This is a genomic window from Jeotgalibaca ciconiae (genome assembly GCF_003955755.1).
In the GTDB taxonomy this organism is placed as follows: domain Bacteria; phylum Bacillota; class Bacilli; order Lactobacillales; family Aerococcaceae; genus Jeotgalibaca; species Jeotgalibaca ciconiae.
Genome location: NZ_CP034465.1, coordinates 2,632,881 through 2,647,841 on the forward strand (window position 1 = coordinate 2,632,881; position 14,961 = coordinate 2,647,841).

At 37.1% G+C, this 14,961-nt stretch carries 12 protein-coding genes; 11 read left to right on the top strand and 1 reads right to left on the bottom strand.

Features of this window, described 5'->3' with window-relative positions:
• Nucleotides 1-67 precede the first annotated feature (67 nt).
• From lepA to EJN90_RS12215, 3 genes are all read left to right on the top strand, one after another.
• Entirely contained in the window at nucleotides 68-1,891 is a 1,824-nt protein-coding gene (lepA, locus tag EJN90_RS12205) for a translation elongation factor 4 (RefSeq protein WP_126111640.1), read from the top strand.
• 397 nt (nucleotides 1,892-2,288) lie between these two features.
• Nucleotides 2,289-2,846, top strand: a complete 558-nt coding sequence (locus tag EJN90_RS12210) for an NfeD family protein (RefSeq protein WP_126111642.1) — start codon at nucleotides 2,289-2,291, stop codon at nucleotides 2,844-2,846.
• A 28-nt stretch (nucleotides 2,847-2,874) separates the two neighbouring features.
• Nucleotides 2,875-4,413 (top strand): flotillin family protein, encoded by a 1,539-nt coding sequence (locus tag EJN90_RS12215; protein ID WP_126111644.1) that lies wholly within the window; start codon nucleotides 2,875-2,877, stop codon nucleotides 4,411-4,413.
• Nucleotides 4,414-4,625: 212 nt separating this feature from the next.
• Here EJN90_RS12215 and EJN90_RS12220 read toward each other — a convergent pair whose 3' ends face one another.
• Nucleotides 4,626-5,498, bottom strand: a complete 873-nt coding sequence (locus EJN90_RS12220) for an AraC family transcriptional regulator (RefSeq protein ID WP_126111646.1) — start codon at nucleotides 5,496-5,498, stop codon at nucleotides 4,626-4,628.
• Between the two features lie 135 nt (nucleotides 5,499-5,633).
• Between EJN90_RS12220 and rhaB the strand changes: the two genes are divergently transcribed.
• From rhaB to purL, 8 genes are all read left to right on the top strand, one after another.
• Nucleotides 5,634-7,091: a rhamnulokinase gene (gene rhaB / locus EJN90_RS12225; RefSeq protein WP_126111647.1), complete on the top strand. Its 1,458-nt coding sequence runs from the start codon at nucleotides 5,634-5,636 to the stop codon at nucleotides 7,089-7,091.
• Nucleotide 7,092: 1 nt separating this feature from the next.
• Complete coding sequence (gene rhaA / locus EJN90_RS12230; protein ID WP_126111650.1) at nucleotides 7,093-8,346, top strand: L-rhamnose isomerase; 1,254 nt, start codon at nucleotides 7,093-7,095, stop codon at nucleotides 8,344-8,346.
• An 89-nt stretch (nucleotides 8,347-8,435) separates the two neighbouring features.
• Complete coding sequence (fucO, locus tag EJN90_RS12235) at nucleotides 8,436-9,587, top strand: lactaldehyde reductase (RefSeq protein WP_126111652.1); 1,152 nt, start codon at nucleotides 8,436-8,438, stop codon at nucleotides 9,585-9,587.
• A gap of 255 nt (nucleotides 9,588-9,842) precedes the next feature.
• Nucleotides 9,843-10,358, top strand: coding sequence for a 5-(carboxyamino)imidazole ribonucleotide mutase (gene purE / locus EJN90_RS12240; RefSeq protein ID WP_126111653.1), 516 nt, complete (start codon nucleotides 9,843-9,845; stop codon nucleotides 10,356-10,358).
• Nucleotides 10,355-11,488, top strand: a complete 1,134-nt coding sequence (gene purK, locus EJN90_RS12245) for a 5-(carboxyamino)imidazole ribonucleotide synthase (protein WP_227872514.1) — start codon at nucleotides 10,355-10,357, stop codon at nucleotides 11,486-11,488. The genes purE and purK overlap by 4 nt, the downstream gene beginning before the upstream one ends.
• Nucleotides 11,489-11,730: 242 nt before the next feature.
• Nucleotides 11,731-11,979 carry a phosphoribosylformylglycinamidine synthase subunit PurS gene (gene purS, locus EJN90_RS12250; protein ID WP_126111657.1) on the top strand — a complete coding sequence of 83 codons (249 nt, stop codon included), beginning with the start codon at nucleotides 11,731-11,733 and terminating at the stop codon, nucleotides 11,977-11,979.
• 1 nt (nucleotide 11,980) lies between these two features.
• Nucleotides 11,981-12,655 (top strand): phosphoribosylformylglycinamidine synthase subunit PurQ, encoded by a 675-nt coding sequence (gene purQ, locus EJN90_RS12255; RefSeq protein WP_126111660.1) that lies wholly within the window; start codon nucleotides 11,981-11,983, stop codon nucleotides 12,653-12,655.
• 27 nt (nucleotides 12,656-12,682) lie between these two features.
• Nucleotides 12,683-14,914, top strand: coding sequence for a phosphoribosylformylglycinamidine synthase subunit PurL (purL, locus tag EJN90_RS12260; protein WP_126111662.1), 2,232 nt, complete (start codon nucleotides 12,683-12,685; stop codon nucleotides 14,912-14,914).
• Nucleotides 14,915-14,961 lie beyond the last annotated feature (47 nt).

Genomic DNA, 14,961 nt, shown 5'->3' on the forward strand with positions numbered 1-14,961 from the left:
TGTTACTTTGGTCTAAACTTGTTATAATCTTAGGGTATATAGTTGGAAGAAGAGAGTGAGTAGTTCAATGAACATAGAAAAAATGAAAGAAAGACAAAGGAAAATTAGAAATTTTTCTATTATTGCCCATATAGATCATGGAAAATCTACCTTGGCAGATAGGATTCTACAAGCTACTAATACTGTTGCTGATAGAGAAATGCAACAGCAACTCTTAGATTCAATGGATTTAGAGCGTGAGCGTGGAATTACGATAAAATTAAATGCAGTGGAATTGACCTATCAAGCAAATGATGGAGAAGAATATATTTTCCATTTAATTGATACCCCAGGACACGTAGACTTTACCTATGAGGTATCTCGTAGTTTGGCTGCCTGTGAAGGAGCAATTTTAGTCGTTGATGCAGCACAAGGTGTTGAAGCCCAAACATTGGCTAATGTCTATTTAGCAGTAGATAACGATCTGGAGATTGTTCCTGTCATTAATAAGATTGACTTGCCTGCAGCTGATCCAGAACGAGTAAGACAAGAAGTAGAAGATGTAGTTGGAATTGACGCAAGTGAAGCTGTTTTGGCTAGTGCAAAAGCTGGAATTGGTATTTCAGAATTATTAGAACAGATTGTAGAAAAAGTTCCTGCACCAGCTGGCGATATAGAAGAACCTTTACAAGCATTGGTTTTTGACTCCGCTTATGACCCATACCGCGGCGTTGTTTTAAATGTTCGTGTGAAAAATGGTATTTTACGTCCAGGTGATAAAATACAAATGATGTCAAACGGAAAAGAATTTGATGTTACTGAAGTAGGTATTTTTTCGCCAAAACCAATCAGCCGTGATTATTTGATGGTGGGTGACGTCGGTTACGTAACAGCAAGCATTAAAACCATCCAAAACGCTCGTGTAGGAGATACTATCACACTTGCTAACAATCCAGCTAGTGAGGCTTTGGAAGGGTACCGCAAGCTTAATCCGATGGTTTACTGTGGGATTTATCCGGTTGACTCTTCAGACTTCAATGATTTAAGAGAAGCTTTAGAGAAACTTCAATTAAATGATGCTTCACTCCAATTTGAGCCAGAATCCTCCCAAGCATTAGGGTTCGGATTCCGTACAGGATTCTTGGGTATGCTCCATATGGATGTAATTCAAGAACGATTAGAACGTGAATTCGATTTAGCGATTATTACAACTGCGCCTTCTGTTATCTATAATATTAACAAAACTGATGGAACAGTTATTTCCATTGATAATCCTTCAGAAATGCCGGATTCAACAGAAATAGAACGGATAGAAGAGCCGTATGTAAAAGCAAGTATCATGGTTCCAAATGATTATGTTGGATCTGTTATGGAAATAGCACAACGCAAACGCGGAAGTTTTTTGACCATGGAATACTTGAATGACAACCGTGTCAATGTTATCTATGAAATTCCATTAGCAGAAATCATTTTTGATTTCTTTGATCAACTGAAATCCAGCACAAAGGGATATGCATCTTTAGACTATGAAATGATCGGCTATAAACCAAGCAAATTGGTGAAAATGGATATCATGCTAAACGGAGAAGTTGTGGATGCATTAAGTACGATTATACACCGAGATTTTGCTTATAATCGCGGCCGTACGATTACTGAAAAGCTAAGAGAAATCATTCCGCGTCAACAGTTTGAAGTGCCAATCCAGGCAGCGATTGGACATAAAATCCTGGCCAGAACCACAATCAAAGCTTTGCGTAAGAATGTTCTTGCAAAATGTTACGGTGGGGATGTTTCTCGTAAACGTAAATTGTTGGAGAAACAAAAAGAAGGTAAAAAACGCATGAAACAAGTTGGGTCTGTAGAGGTGCCTCAAGAAGCCTTTATGACTGTTCTGAAGATGGATGAAGAGTAGAAGCTTGTTGTGTCAAGGCTTTATAAAATTTATATTTGAAGGATAGGGGGGGTGCCATCCATTTGCCATCCCGGGCAAAAAAAAGATGGCAAAATATATCCCATTATTCTGAATAACCTGAAGAGATACGGTCGAATAAATCGGCTGTGTCTCTTTTTTTGAAATGTTTCTTTGATTTTTATCAGGTAAAACCTTCTTCTTTTCCGCCCCCTATCCTTGATAACTACTGTTTATCAAGGATAGGGGGTGGTGAAATTCTCTCTTTTCCCTGATAAAAAATTTCCGTCTACTTAGAAAAGATAGTTCTATTTTTTATTTACAGATCAATGTAAAAGTATTATAATTAATTTGATTAATGTTGTTTTTCAACTTAGCTAAAAAGAGGTGGTGAGGAATTTTGCAAGCATTCATTGAATCAATGACATTGCCAAATCTTTTAATGTTAATCGGAACTGCAGGAGCAATTATTTTGATTCCCATCAAAGATGTCATCAGCTTGGAGTTTTACGATATCTGCGATGTGTTTATTAGTCTTTTCTTTGTTGGTTTAATCATGACTAAGATGGACGAAGGAATGGAGCAGAATAAGTTCTTATTAACGGGTATATTTTTAGGTGTTTCAATCGTGATTATACTCATTAAGCTTTTTGTTTTTGTACCATTTCAGGAGAAAGCAGAGACGAATGCTCTGTTATCTAGAAAAGATTATATTGGTGAACGAGGAAAAGTTACGGTAACGATTACGAAAGAGGGACTAGGGGAAGTAGTTTTGTATACTGTTTTCGGAAACGTTCCTATGACTGCTAAAATTTATCATCAAGAAAATGATGGAATTATTCAGATTGCCAATGGACAAATGATTCGAGTAATGGATATTCAAGAATCTATCGTTTTTGTGGCGCCATACGAAGAAAAAGCTTTCCTCCCCCCTTTGGAAAGCCATTGGGGAAAATAAAAATAAAAGAAAAGAAGGTTGATAGTGAATGGAAGAATATTTAATTTGGATAGGTTTAGCTGCAGTTGTTATTGTATTTTTAGTAGCAATTATTGGTCGTTATGTTACTGTATCGCCTGATACAGCTTTAATCGTAAGTGGTAGTTTCTTAGGAAAGGGAAACAACGTGTTTACCGATAAAGAAAATAACAAAATGAAAATCGTTCGGGGCGGTGGAACATTTTTATGGCCTATTTTTCAACAAGGAAAAAGATTATCGTTAATGTCTAGTAAGCTAGAGGTTGGAGCAAGTGAAGTTTACACGAAACAAGGTGTTCCAATATCTGCAACTGGTACAGTTATTATTAAAATTGGTTCTTCTGTAGAAGAAATCGCTACTGCGGCAGAACAGTATTTAGGAAAGGAAACAAATGAACTGGAAGAGGAAGCACAAGAAGTTCTTGAAGGACATTTGCGTGCGATTCTCGGTAGTTTGACCGTTGAAGAAATTTATCGTGAGCGTGATGAATTTGGAGCACAGGTACAACAAGTTGCTTCCCATGACTTAGAAAAAATGGGATTGAAGATTGTTTCCTTTACAATTAAAGATGTAGGTGATTCGAACGGTTATTTAGAAAGTTTAGGGCGTCCTCAAATTGCAGAGGTGAAGAAAAATGCAGAAATTGCAGAAGCTGAAGCAGAAAAAACGACGATTATTCAAAAAGCAGATGCAATGAAACAAGCACGAGAAGCAGAAAATAGACGTGCAGGAGAGATTGCTTTATCTGAAAAAGATAAACAATTAAAACTAGCTGAATATAAGAAAGAACAAGATGTTCAACAAGCCATTGCTGATAAAGCTTATCAATTACAAGATGCAGAATTACAAAAACAATTAGTGGAAAAGCAAAAAGAGATTGAATTAGTCGATCGAAGAAAGCAAATTGAAATTGAAACAGAAGAAGTTTTCTTGGCAGCGAAAAAATTAGAAGCTGAAGTTGAGAAATCTGCTGATGCAAAACGGTATGCGGATGTTCAAAAAGCGGAAGCTGATAAACAAAGACGTATACTGGATGCAGAAGCTGCCGCAAGAGAATTGGAATTAAACGCTCAGGCCGAAGCAGAAAGTATTGCTAAGGTTGGTAAAGCAAAGGCGGAAGCTGAGTCATTGAACATTTCAGAAGTCGGTAGAGCAAAAGCGGAAGCAGCTAAGAAATTAGCGGAAGCTTATAAAGAATACGGTCAGCAAGCAATTATGTTAGAGTTACTAAAAGTATATCCAGAAATTGTTAAGTACGCTGCAGAACCAATTAGTAATATTGACAAAATTACGATTATTGATGGTGGCGAAGGCAACGGTGTATCGCAAGTCAGCGGATATACAACAAAAACGCTGGCTGGTATTCAAGAAAGTTTAAAAGAAACACTTGGATTAGATATGTCTGAATTAATTAATTCTTATGTTGGAAATAGTAATGTAGGATCTAAGATTGCTGATCTTAATGAAACGTTAGAATCAAACAAGTTTGTTACACCGATTTCAAATGTTGTAGAGACAAAAACTCCGGTTGAACAAACAACTGAATAAGAAAAGCGGACAAGTCCGCCTTGGCCTATGAAAAAATAGGAAATTTGTCCCTGAATGAGCAGCGAAGCGCGCAATGGGGCAAATTTATCTTTTTTTCAGTAGGCCAGGACTTGGGAGCTAGACATTGATGGCTGAACTTATAATCCCCTAGTCTATAAAAAATCCAAAACAGGTCTTAAAATCTAACCAATGATTTTAAGACCTGTTTTTTTCTACCCAATCCTCCGATATACGCTTGGTGATAACCCGGTTCTTTTCTTAAATAATCTACTGAAATAGGCAAAATTTTCTAATCCGATTTCTAAGGAAATTTCTTTAATTGATAAATTTGAGTATCGTAACAAGTCTTTTGCATAAGAAATTTTTTGGTTAATTTGATAATCAATGGGTGGTGTTCCAATAAATTTTGAAAAGTCTTTAACGATCTGAAACTTATTAAGATGAAATCTATTTTCTAAATCCTCTAAAGAAATATTCTCCTTGAATTGGTTATCTAGCAGTGTCTTGACCTCTAGAATATATTTTGGTATTTCTGCATCTTCAAAATCTAATTCGAATTTCTGAATTAATAGCTGATTTAATAGTTCGTGTATCAACACGGAGCATTGAAAATCTGTTCGAGCGTCTGATTCTGTTGTTAACTGTAATAATTGAGTGATGATTAAATGTATAGGGTTCGTTTTTAAATTTGTTTGATCAACGTGAAAAATAGGGGATTTGTTCTTAGAATACTCATTATAGAATGCATGTATATTTGCTCCGTTAATATGGATCCAATCCATTTCCCAAGGTTCCTCACTAATCGTTTCGTAAAGCTGGTATTCTTGGCAATCAATAAAAAATACATCACCTGCTCTTATTCTATGGACTTTATTTTGATAAGTTAATTGACCTTCTCCTGACAAAGTGAATTTCATTAAATAGGAGGGAAGATTCTCCCTTTCCGTATAGTAGGGTTTATTTGCTTTAAAGTAACCAATCTCTTGAATGTAATAAAATAATTCTTGGCTTTTTTGAGTAGGCGTGCGAATCTGTCTGAGAGAATCATTGCTCCACGTATGATTTCCTTTTTCCCAATACTTCATTTCTTATCTTCCTCCTTTTAACCAAGATAGTGCAATTATACACCAAAATTGTCTGATGTAAAACGGGTTCAATTTCTGTATATTATATATGTAAACGATAACAGTTATCCAACAACAAAGTGAAAGGGATGTGCTATGAATACATATATTGCCATTGATATTGGTGCTTCCAGTGGGCGTCTTATTATAAGTTCCATTAATGAAGAAAATAAAATAATGATGGAAGAAATTCATCGTTTTAAAAATGGCTTTAGCAAAAAAGGTCGATATGACTGTTGGGAAATCGACTACCTGATTCAAGAAATCCTTGTAGGATTAGAGAAAGTAAAGAACAGAGGAATTACTTCTTGTCATGTAGGAATCGATACGTGGGCGGTCGATTATTGTCTTGTCAACAATTCTGGTGAAAGAATCGGAGAACCTATTTCTTATCGAGATAGCCGTACAAATAACGCGGTTACGAATCTATCAAAGAAAATATCGTTAGAGAAACTTTATGAAAAGACGGGCGTCCAGATTCAACCTTTCAATACGATCTTCCAGCTTTTTGTAGAAGAAAGGCAAGTATTAGATCAAGCCGATAAGTTACTGCTGATACCTGATTACTTGGGCTATGTATTTACAGGAAAAATGGTAACAGAGAAAACAAATGCTTCAACCATGCAGTTATTAAATGCAAATACAAAACATTGGGATGCTGATTTACTAAAGCTTATAGGAGTGACGGAAAACTTATTCCCGCCATTAGTAGATGCTGGAACGATTCTTGGTCAAATGCAAAAGGATAAATTTCCTGAATTTGATTTACCAGATGCAACTTTTGTTTCTGTTGCGAGTCATGATACAGCTTCAGCTGTTTTAGGTACTCCTGGCGAAAGCAGCAATTGGGCTTATATTAGTAGTGGGACATGGTCTTTGTTAGGTGTTGAGACAAATGTGATCAATGTTCACCAAGATGCTTTCTTAGCTAATTACACAAACGAATGGGGCGCTCATAATTCAATCCGTTTTCTAAAAAATATTATGGGAATGTGGTTAATTCAAGAAGTTGCCCGCAGTCAAAATTATACACACAGCTATCCGGAATTAGCAGATCTTGCTAGTCAGGCAGTTCCTTACCAGCAATTTATCGATGTGAATGATGGACGCTTTCTGAACCCTGTAAATATGATTGAAGAGATACAAGAATATTGCAAAATAACAAATCAAATCGTTCCAAAAACTGCTGGTGAAATTGCTCGCTGTATTTATGATAATTTGGCACTTTGTTATGCACTTGAATTAGAAAAATTAACGAAATTGAGCGGAACAGATCAGAAAATTAAAAGATTGCATATCGTTGGGGGAGGATCTAACAACCAATTCCTAAACCAACTTACAGCAAATCTCACTGGCACCATTGTTGAAGCGGGTCCAAGCGAAGCGACTGCAATCGGAAATATTGTAATGCAGATGATCGCTAGTGAAGAAGTAACAGATATACCTGCTGCTCGAAAATTAATTAAAAACTCTTTTGAATTTACCGTTCATAAACCTGAAAGAAATGATGAAACGATATTAGAAAAATATAAACAATTTATCGAGGAGGTATAATATGTCAACAGTTGAAAAAAAATATCTAGAAGCAAAAGAAAAATATGCAGAATTAGGCGTAAATACTGATGAAGTATTGAAGCGTCTTGAAGAAGTGAAGATCTCGATGCATGTATGGCAGGGAGATGATATCGCTGGATTTTTAAGTGATGATGAAGTTTCAGGAGGAATTACGGTTACCGGAAATCATCCTGGTAAAGCTCGCACGCCGGAAGAACTGCGTCAAGATTTGGAGAAGGCTTATTCTTTGATTCCTGGAAAACACAAATTGAATTTACATGCCATTTATCTCGATACGGATGAGGATGTAGATTTAAACGAAATTGAACCGAAGCATTTTGAAAAATGGGTATCATGGGCAAAGGAACAAGATTTAGGTCTTGATTTTAATCCAACGTTCTTTTCGCATCCTATGTATAAAGATGGATTTACACTGGCATCACCTGATAAAGAAGTACGAGAGTTCTGGATTGAACATGGAAAACGCACGAGAAGGATTGCAGAATACTTTGGAAAAGAATTAGGGCAAGTTGCCGTAAACAACTTCTGGGTTCCAGATGGTTATAAAGACAACCCGATTGACCGTTATTTACCACGCCAACGTTTGATGGAATCTTTAGATGAAATATTCAGTGAGGAAATCAATCCTGAATATACCCTCGATGCGGTAGAAAGTAAATTATTTGGTATTGGTGCCGAAGCTTATACTGTTGGCTCCCACGAATTCTATATGGGATATGGTCTAACGCGCAATAAGCTAATTTGTATGGATGCGGGGCATTTCCATCCAACAGAAGTGATTTCGAACAAACTATCCTCCATAGCCTTATTCAGTGAAGGAATCTTACTGCATGTTTCTCGTCCGGTTCGCTGGGATTCAGATCATGTAGTGATTATGGATGATGAATTACAAGAAATTGGACGCGAACTCGTTCGTAATGATTTATTAGGAAAAACTCATATTGGATTGGACTTCTTTGATGCAACCATTAATCGAGTAGCAGCTTGGGCGATTGGTACGAGAAATACGATTAAGGCAATTCTTAAAGCCATGCTTGAACCAACGGATTATTTGAAAAAAATAGAATTAGAAGGAGATTTCACAACTCGTTTGGCATTAACGGAAGAGTTGAAAGACTTTCCTTTTGCGGATGTATGGAACTATTATTGTGAAATAAATCAGGTTCCAGTGGGTCTGGACTGGTTAAAAGAAGCTCAAAAATATGAAGAAGAAGTTTTGAATAAGCGAAAATAGTTGTTAAAGAAAACTTACTGTTTAAATCAACAGTAAGCTTTTCTCCAACATATATTGTGAATTTATATACAAGAAAAGGAGATTTTAACATGACAAACAGAATTGTTTTAAATGAAACGTCTTACTTTGGGGCAGGTGCGATTAAGCATATCCCGGAAGAAGTGGCAGCTCGCCAATTTAAGAAAGCATTTATTGTGACGGATAAGGGGCTTGTGCAAGCAGGGTTAGTTGAAAAGGTTACAAATTTGATGAAAGAAAAGAATTTATCATATGAAGTATTCGATAAAACCGTACCGAATCCAACTGTTTCAATCATTAAAGAAGGGATAGAAGCTTTTAAAAACTCTGGAGCAGATTATCTTTTGGCTATTGGAGGGGGTTCTCCGATTGACAGCGCGAAAGCAATCGGTATTGTCATCGCTAATCCACAGTTCTCAGATATCGTTAGTCTAGAAGGAGTAGCTCCAACAAAAAATCCTAGTGTACCAATTTTTGCTGTACCAACTACTTCTGGAACAGCAGCAGAAGTAACGATTAATTATGTGATAACGGATGAAGTGAAGAAGAGAAAATTTGTTTGTGTGGATGTTCATGACATTCCTGCTGTTGCCTTTATTGATAGTGAGATGATGGCGGGAATGCCAAAAGGTTTAGCGGCAGCGACTGGTATGGATGCGTTAACCCATGCGATTGAAGGGTATATTACCAAAGGTGCTTGGGAAATGTCTGACATGTTCCACATTAAAGCGATTGAAATTATTGGCCGTTCTCTAAAGTCATCAGTGGAGGGTGATTTATCTGCTAGAGAAGAGATGGCGTTAGGCCAGTATATAGCGGGTATGGGATTTTCTAATGTCGGGCTTGGTTTGGTTCATGGAATGGCTCATCCTTTAGGAGCTTGGTATGACACACCTCATGGAGTGGCAAACGCAATCTTGTTACCGGTCGTAATGGATTATAACAAAGAATACACAAGTGAAAAATACCGAGATATCGCAGTAGCAATGGGAATATCCAATGTAGAAGAGATGACTCTTGAAGAAGCAAGGGAAGCGGCTATTGATTCTGTTCGGCAATTGAGTCTGGATGTGGGGATTCCGCGTTCGTTAACAGAAGTTGGCTTTAAAGAAGAGGATATTGATCAAATCGCAGCAGATGCTTTCGCAGATGTTTGTACAGGTGGTAATCCAAGGGACACTACTGTAGAAGAAATTATTCAGCTGTATCGAAAATTGTTATAGAAAGTAAAGTAGTTTGATAAATAGCACTAAATATTTTACTAGTTTGTCAAAAGAAAAAAACAGAAAAGGTAAATTAAATCCTGATATGAATGTTGGTTTTTTTTCGTTCATATTAGGGTTTTTTTGTCTATAAAAGAGGAGTTTTTCAATTAAAGACGAACATTTTCAGTTTTTGTTATCGATTAAGTTTGCATTTTTTCCTGGATAAAAAAATAAAAATATGCTATTGTGACAGTTAAAAGGAGGCTGTTTTTAATGTCATCGACGAATCAACCATCCAATCTTCGACCGAAAGTTGCCATTGTTATGGGGAGTAAATCAGATTGGACTCAAATGAAAGAATGCGCACAATTATTAGAAGGATTAAAGATTCCTTATACAAAGGAAGTTGTTTCTGCCCATCGTATGCCTGATGAAATGTTTCGATTTTCAGAAACAGCTGTATCGAATGGATATGAAGTAATTATTGCAGGAGCAGGAGGAGCAGCTCACCTGCCAGGGATGATTGCATCAAAAACGACTCTTCCCGTTATTGGTGTACCAATTAAATCAAGTACGTTAAATGGAGTTGATTCTCTTTTGTCAATCGTTCAAATGCCGGGCGGAGTTCCGGTTGCAACAATGGCAATTGGAGCCGCAGGAGCTAAAAATGCAGCTTTGTTTGCTGCTCGGTTATTAGCGGTTCATGATTCTGCCATTTTACGGAACTTAATCGATTTTCAAAATATTCAAACAGAATATGCAAAAAAGAGTACGGAGGAATTAGAATGATGATGCCTCTTCAGCCAGATGCAACGATTGGAATCATTGGGGCGGGTCAATTAGGGAAAATGCTTGCTCAATCTGCTCAAAAGATGGGTTATCGAATTGCCACCTACGATCCGAACCCTAAAGCCTGTGCTTTTCCTGTTTCCAATTGGCACCAAGTTGGCAGCTTTGATGACGAAGAGTCGCTAATAGATTTTTCAAAAAAAGTAGATGTCGTGACATATGAATTTGAGAATATCAATGCTCAGATTCTAAAAACACTTCACTCGGAAGTGAATCTTCCGCAAGGGACCGATTTATTACTAACGTCTCAAGATCGAGTACTAGAAAAAAAATGGTTAAATGAAATGAGTGTCGCGACGGCGCCTTTTTGGGAAATTCGTTCCTTTGAAGATTTAGAGGCTGCATTAATTGAGTCTGGCTTTCCTGCTATATTAAAAACAACCCGCTTTGGGTATGATGGAAAGGGCCAAATCGTTATATACAATCAAGAGCAATTATCAGATGATAGGGACTCATTAGCACAGATGTTACAGTCAGCTTGTATTTTAGAAGGCTATTGTGCATTTGATAAAGAGGTCTCAGTCATGGTAGCAAGAGATCAATATGGAACGATTGAAACATTTCCGATCAGCAGAAATATTCATCGAAAAGGAATTCTATTTTCAAGTCAAGTACCTGCTGAGTTGTCCTCTACGGCTGAAGAAAAAATTCAAAAGATTGCGAAAAAGATTGCGAAAAAAGCAAATTTAATAGGAGTTTTGGGCATTGAATTCTTTCTTTTATCAAAGGGTGAAGTAGTGGTAAATGAAGTAGCCCCTCGACCACACAATTCAGGCCACTATACAATTGAAGCATGTAATGTATCTCAATTCGACCAACATATCCTCGCTGTTTCTGGGCACAAACTCAGTCCAATAAAGCTTTTGAAACCAGCGCTCATGTTCAATATACTGGGACAAGATGTTAAACATGTTTCTCATATATGGGAAAAATATCCAGAAGCAGTTGTCCACTTGTACCAAAAAGGAGAAGCGAAGAAAAATCGGAAAATGGGTCATCTGACATTCGTAGATAATTACTTTGAAAAATATGACTCTCTTCGAAAAAACTTAGAAAATTCAAATGAATGAATCAAAAGAGACTAGCAATTTCGCTAGTCTCTTTTTTACGAACGTTCGTTTTAATGTTCGCATTTTAGGTACATGTTATAGTGTGGGAAATAGATAAATGAGATATTTCGGGCAAAATACGAATAATTATATTTAAAATAAAATAAATGTTCTTAAAATGGTTGAGTTTGTTGCTGGGAAATGGTAATTTAGAATGGTAAGAATCAAATAGTAAATGGTCAATACAAATAAGGAGTGAAATCATGTTTTTAGCAAAAGTATTTATAACGTATAAAGAGTCAATTTTAGATCCAAAAGGAGAAGCAGTAAAAAAAGCAATCCATCAATTAGATTATCAATCAGTAGAGTCGGTTCGAATGGGTAAATATTTTGAAATTGAGGTAAATGAATCAGATTTGAGCCAAGTTGAAAAGATCATTGAATCAATTTCTGATCAGTTATTGGCGAATGTCATTATGGAATCCTATCGATACGAAATTGAGGAGGCATAGCATGAAATTTGCAGTAATTGTTTTCCCAGGATCAAATTGTGATGTTGATTTATATGAAGCCATTCATTCTGTTTTAAAAGAAGAAGTTGAATATGTAGATTATCGTGAAACAACATTGGACGACTATGATGCTATTTTAATTCCAGGTGGTTTTTCTTATGGCGACTATTTACGTTGTGGTGCAATTGCGCGGTTCGCTCCTATAATGGATACCATCATTGAAAAAGCCGAACAAGGTGTACCTGTATTTGGAACGTGTAACGGATTCCAAATACTAACAGAAGCAGGATTGTTACCCGGATCTCTTCATTCGAATATCGATTTAAAATTCGCATGTAAAGCTCAAAAAGTAATTGTAGAGAATAATCAGACTATTTTCTCTCGTTTTTATGATGAGAAAGAAGAAATTGTTTTACCAATCGCACATGCAGAAGGAAATTATTATTGTGATGAAGAAACGTTGGCAGAATTAGAAGCAAATAATCAAATTGTTTTTCGTTATGCGTCCGATGATAATCCAAATGGCAGTCTAGCAAACATTGCTGGTATCACGAACAAAGCTGGAAATGTTTTAGGAATGATGCCTCATCCGGAACGTGCAGTCGAAGAAATACTAGGATTTAAAGATGGATTGAAACTATTCCAGTCACTCGCACAGAGTCTCGTAAAACAATAAAAAAGCTGAAAACGAAAGGGGATTATTATGCTTTTACAAGCAATGAAGCCAGAGGAAGTGAAAGATTCTGGCATTTTCCGTCAATGGGGTTTGAAAGATTCAGAGTTTGAGTTAATTGAAAAAATATTGGGGCGTACTCCAAATTATACGGAGACTGGTCTTTATTCTGTTATGTGGAGTGAACATTGCTCTTATAAAAATTCAAAACCAGTTCTCAAAACATTTTTCACTGAAGGAAAGCAAGTATTGCAAGGTCCTGGTGAAGGTGCTGGAATTGTTGATATTGGCGATAATCAAGCAGTCGTATTTAAAATGGAGAGCCACAATCATCCTTCAGCGGTAGAACCTTATGAAGGAGCTGCTACAGGTGTTGGAGGAATCATCCGTGATATCTTTAGCATGGGAGCGCGACCGATTGCGATGTTAGACTCATTGCGATTTGGCGAGTTAACGGATGCACGCACGAGAACCATTTTCTCTGGAGTTGTGGAAGGGATTGGCGGTTACGGAAATTGTATCGGCATTCCAACAGTAGGAGGCGAAACGAAATTTGATGCTTCTTATGAAGGGAACCCCTTAGTAAATGCTATGTGTGTAGGATTAATCAATCACGAGGATATTCAAAAAGGACAAGCGACTGGTGTAGGAAATTCGATTATGTATGTCGGTGCTAAAACAGGTCGGGATGGTATTCACGGAGCAACCTTTGCAAGTGAGGAATTCAGCGATGAAAATACCAGTCAACGTTCGGCGATCCAAGTAGGCGATCCCTTTATGGAAAAATTATTAATGGAAGCTTGTCTGGAATTAATCAAAGAATTAAGTGATCATTTAGTCGGAATCCAGGATATGGGAGCGGCTGGACTTGTTTCATCAAGTTCGGAGATGGCTTCGAAAGCTGGAACAGGAGTATCGATCAATCTAGATAAAGTTCCGCAGCGAGAAACAGAAATGACACCATACGAAATTCTATTATCGGAGTCACAAGAAAGAATGCTTTTATGTGTGGAAAAGGGATATGAAAAAGAAGTAGAAAGCCTGTTTGCTCGTTATGACTTAGATGCGGTCGTAGTGGGAGAAGTAACAGAAGGTAATCAATATCGTGTGTTTCAGCACGGAGAACTTGTTGCAGATGTGCCCGTCGATTCACTTGCGGAAGATGCACCTGTATACCAGAATGAAGCAATAAAGCCAGAACGTATCGTCCAATTTGAACGAGAAGAAGCGTTTATTCCAGTAGTAAATGATTTGAAAAAAACATTGTTTGACTTATTAACGACACCCGATTTGGCAAGTAAAGAACCGATCTATCAAACATATGATTCCATGGTGCGCACAAATACGGTTGTTGGGCCGGGGAGTGATGCTGCTGTCATTCGAATCAGAGGAACGAAAAAAGCTTTAGCAATGACTGCTGATTGTAATGCCCGTTATATTTATCTAGATCCATTTGCAGGTGGTCAGATTGCAGTAGCAGAAGCAGCACGTAATATTGTTGCATCTGGTGGGTATCCATTGGCGATTACCGATTGCTTAAATTTTGGAAATCCTGAAAATCCTGAAATATTTTATGAACTACAAGAATCTGCTAAAGGAATTTCTGTTGCTTGTGAACGATTTGATGCTCCTGTTATTTCTGGAAATGTTTCTCTTTATAATGAGAATGCAAATGGTGCCATTTATCCTACTCCCACTATCGGGATGATCGGGCTAATTAAGGATGTAAAAAATATCTTAACGCAGACATTCAAGCAGGCGGAGGATCTCATTTATGTTGTTGGGGAAACAAGAAATGATTTTTCTGGCTCACTTATTCAAAAAGTACAACAAAAAAGTATTTCAGGAACTATTGCTTTTGACATAGAAGAAGAGTACCAAAACCAGAAATTTGTTCAACATGCTAATGAAGATGGCTTTTTGGAAAGTGCTCATGATTTATCGGAAGGGGGATTAGCTGCCGGACTGATGGAATCTGTGTTTTCAACTCCATTTGGTTTTAAAGTGAAAACCTCTTTAACAAACGGACAGTTATTCAGTGAAACACAATCTCGTTTTGTTATTTCAGTCAAGAAAGAAAACCAAACGAAATTTGAACAATATGTTTCAGAGGATTTTGCGAATTTGTCAGTAAAATTACTCGGCGAAGTAACGAGTTCTGGTGAGATAACAGTGACTACAGATGAAGCAACTATTTCATTTAATCGTGAAGTAATCGAGTCAAAATGGAAAGAGGTTATTCCATGTCTTTTGAACGCTTAGATTTACAAAAGAGTAGTACAGGTTCTTCTCCGCTTGGTATTCAGACT

Excerpts from the sequence above, each read along its gene's own strand:
- lepA (WP_126111640.1), top strand. The coding sequence starts at position 68 with ATGAACATAGAAAAAATGAAAGAAAGACAAAGGAAAATTAGAAATTTT.
- EJN90_RS12215 (WP_126111644.1), top strand. The coding sequence starts at position 2,875 with ATGGAAGAATATTTAATTTGGATAGGTTTAGCTGCAGTTGTTATTGTA.
- EJN90_RS12220 (WP_126111646.1), bottom strand. The coding sequence starts at position 5,498 with ATGAAGTATTGGGAAAAAGGAAATCATACGTGGAGCAATGATTCTCTC.
- rhaB (WP_126111647.1), top strand. The coding sequence starts at position 5,634 with ATGAATACATATATTGCCATTGATATTGGTGCTTCCAGTGGGCGTCTT.
- rhaA (WP_126111650.1), top strand. The coding sequence starts at position 7,093 with ATGTCAACAGTTGAAAAAAAATATCTAGAAGCAAAAGAAAAATATGCA.
- fucO (WP_126111652.1), top strand. The coding sequence starts at position 8,436 with ATGACAAACAGAATTGTTTTAAATGAAACGTCTTACTTTGGGGCAGGT.
- purE (WP_126111653.1), top strand. The coding sequence starts at position 9,843 with ATGTCATCGACGAATCAACCATCCAATCTTCGACCGAAAGTTGCCATT.
- purK (WP_227872514.1), top strand. The coding sequence starts at position 10,355 with ATGATGATGCCTCTTCAGCCAGATGCAACGATTGGAATCATTGGGGCG.
- purS (WP_126111657.1), top strand. The coding sequence starts at position 11,731 with ATGTTTTTAGCAAAAGTATTTATAACGTATAAAGAGTCAATTTTAGAT.
- purQ (WP_126111660.1), top strand. The coding sequence starts at position 11,981 with ATGAAATTTGCAGTAATTGTTTTCCCAGGATCAAATTGTGATGTTGAT.
- purL (WP_126111662.1), top strand. The coding sequence starts at position 12,683 with ATGCTTTTACAAGCAATGAAGCCAGAGGAAGTGAAAGATTCTGGCATT.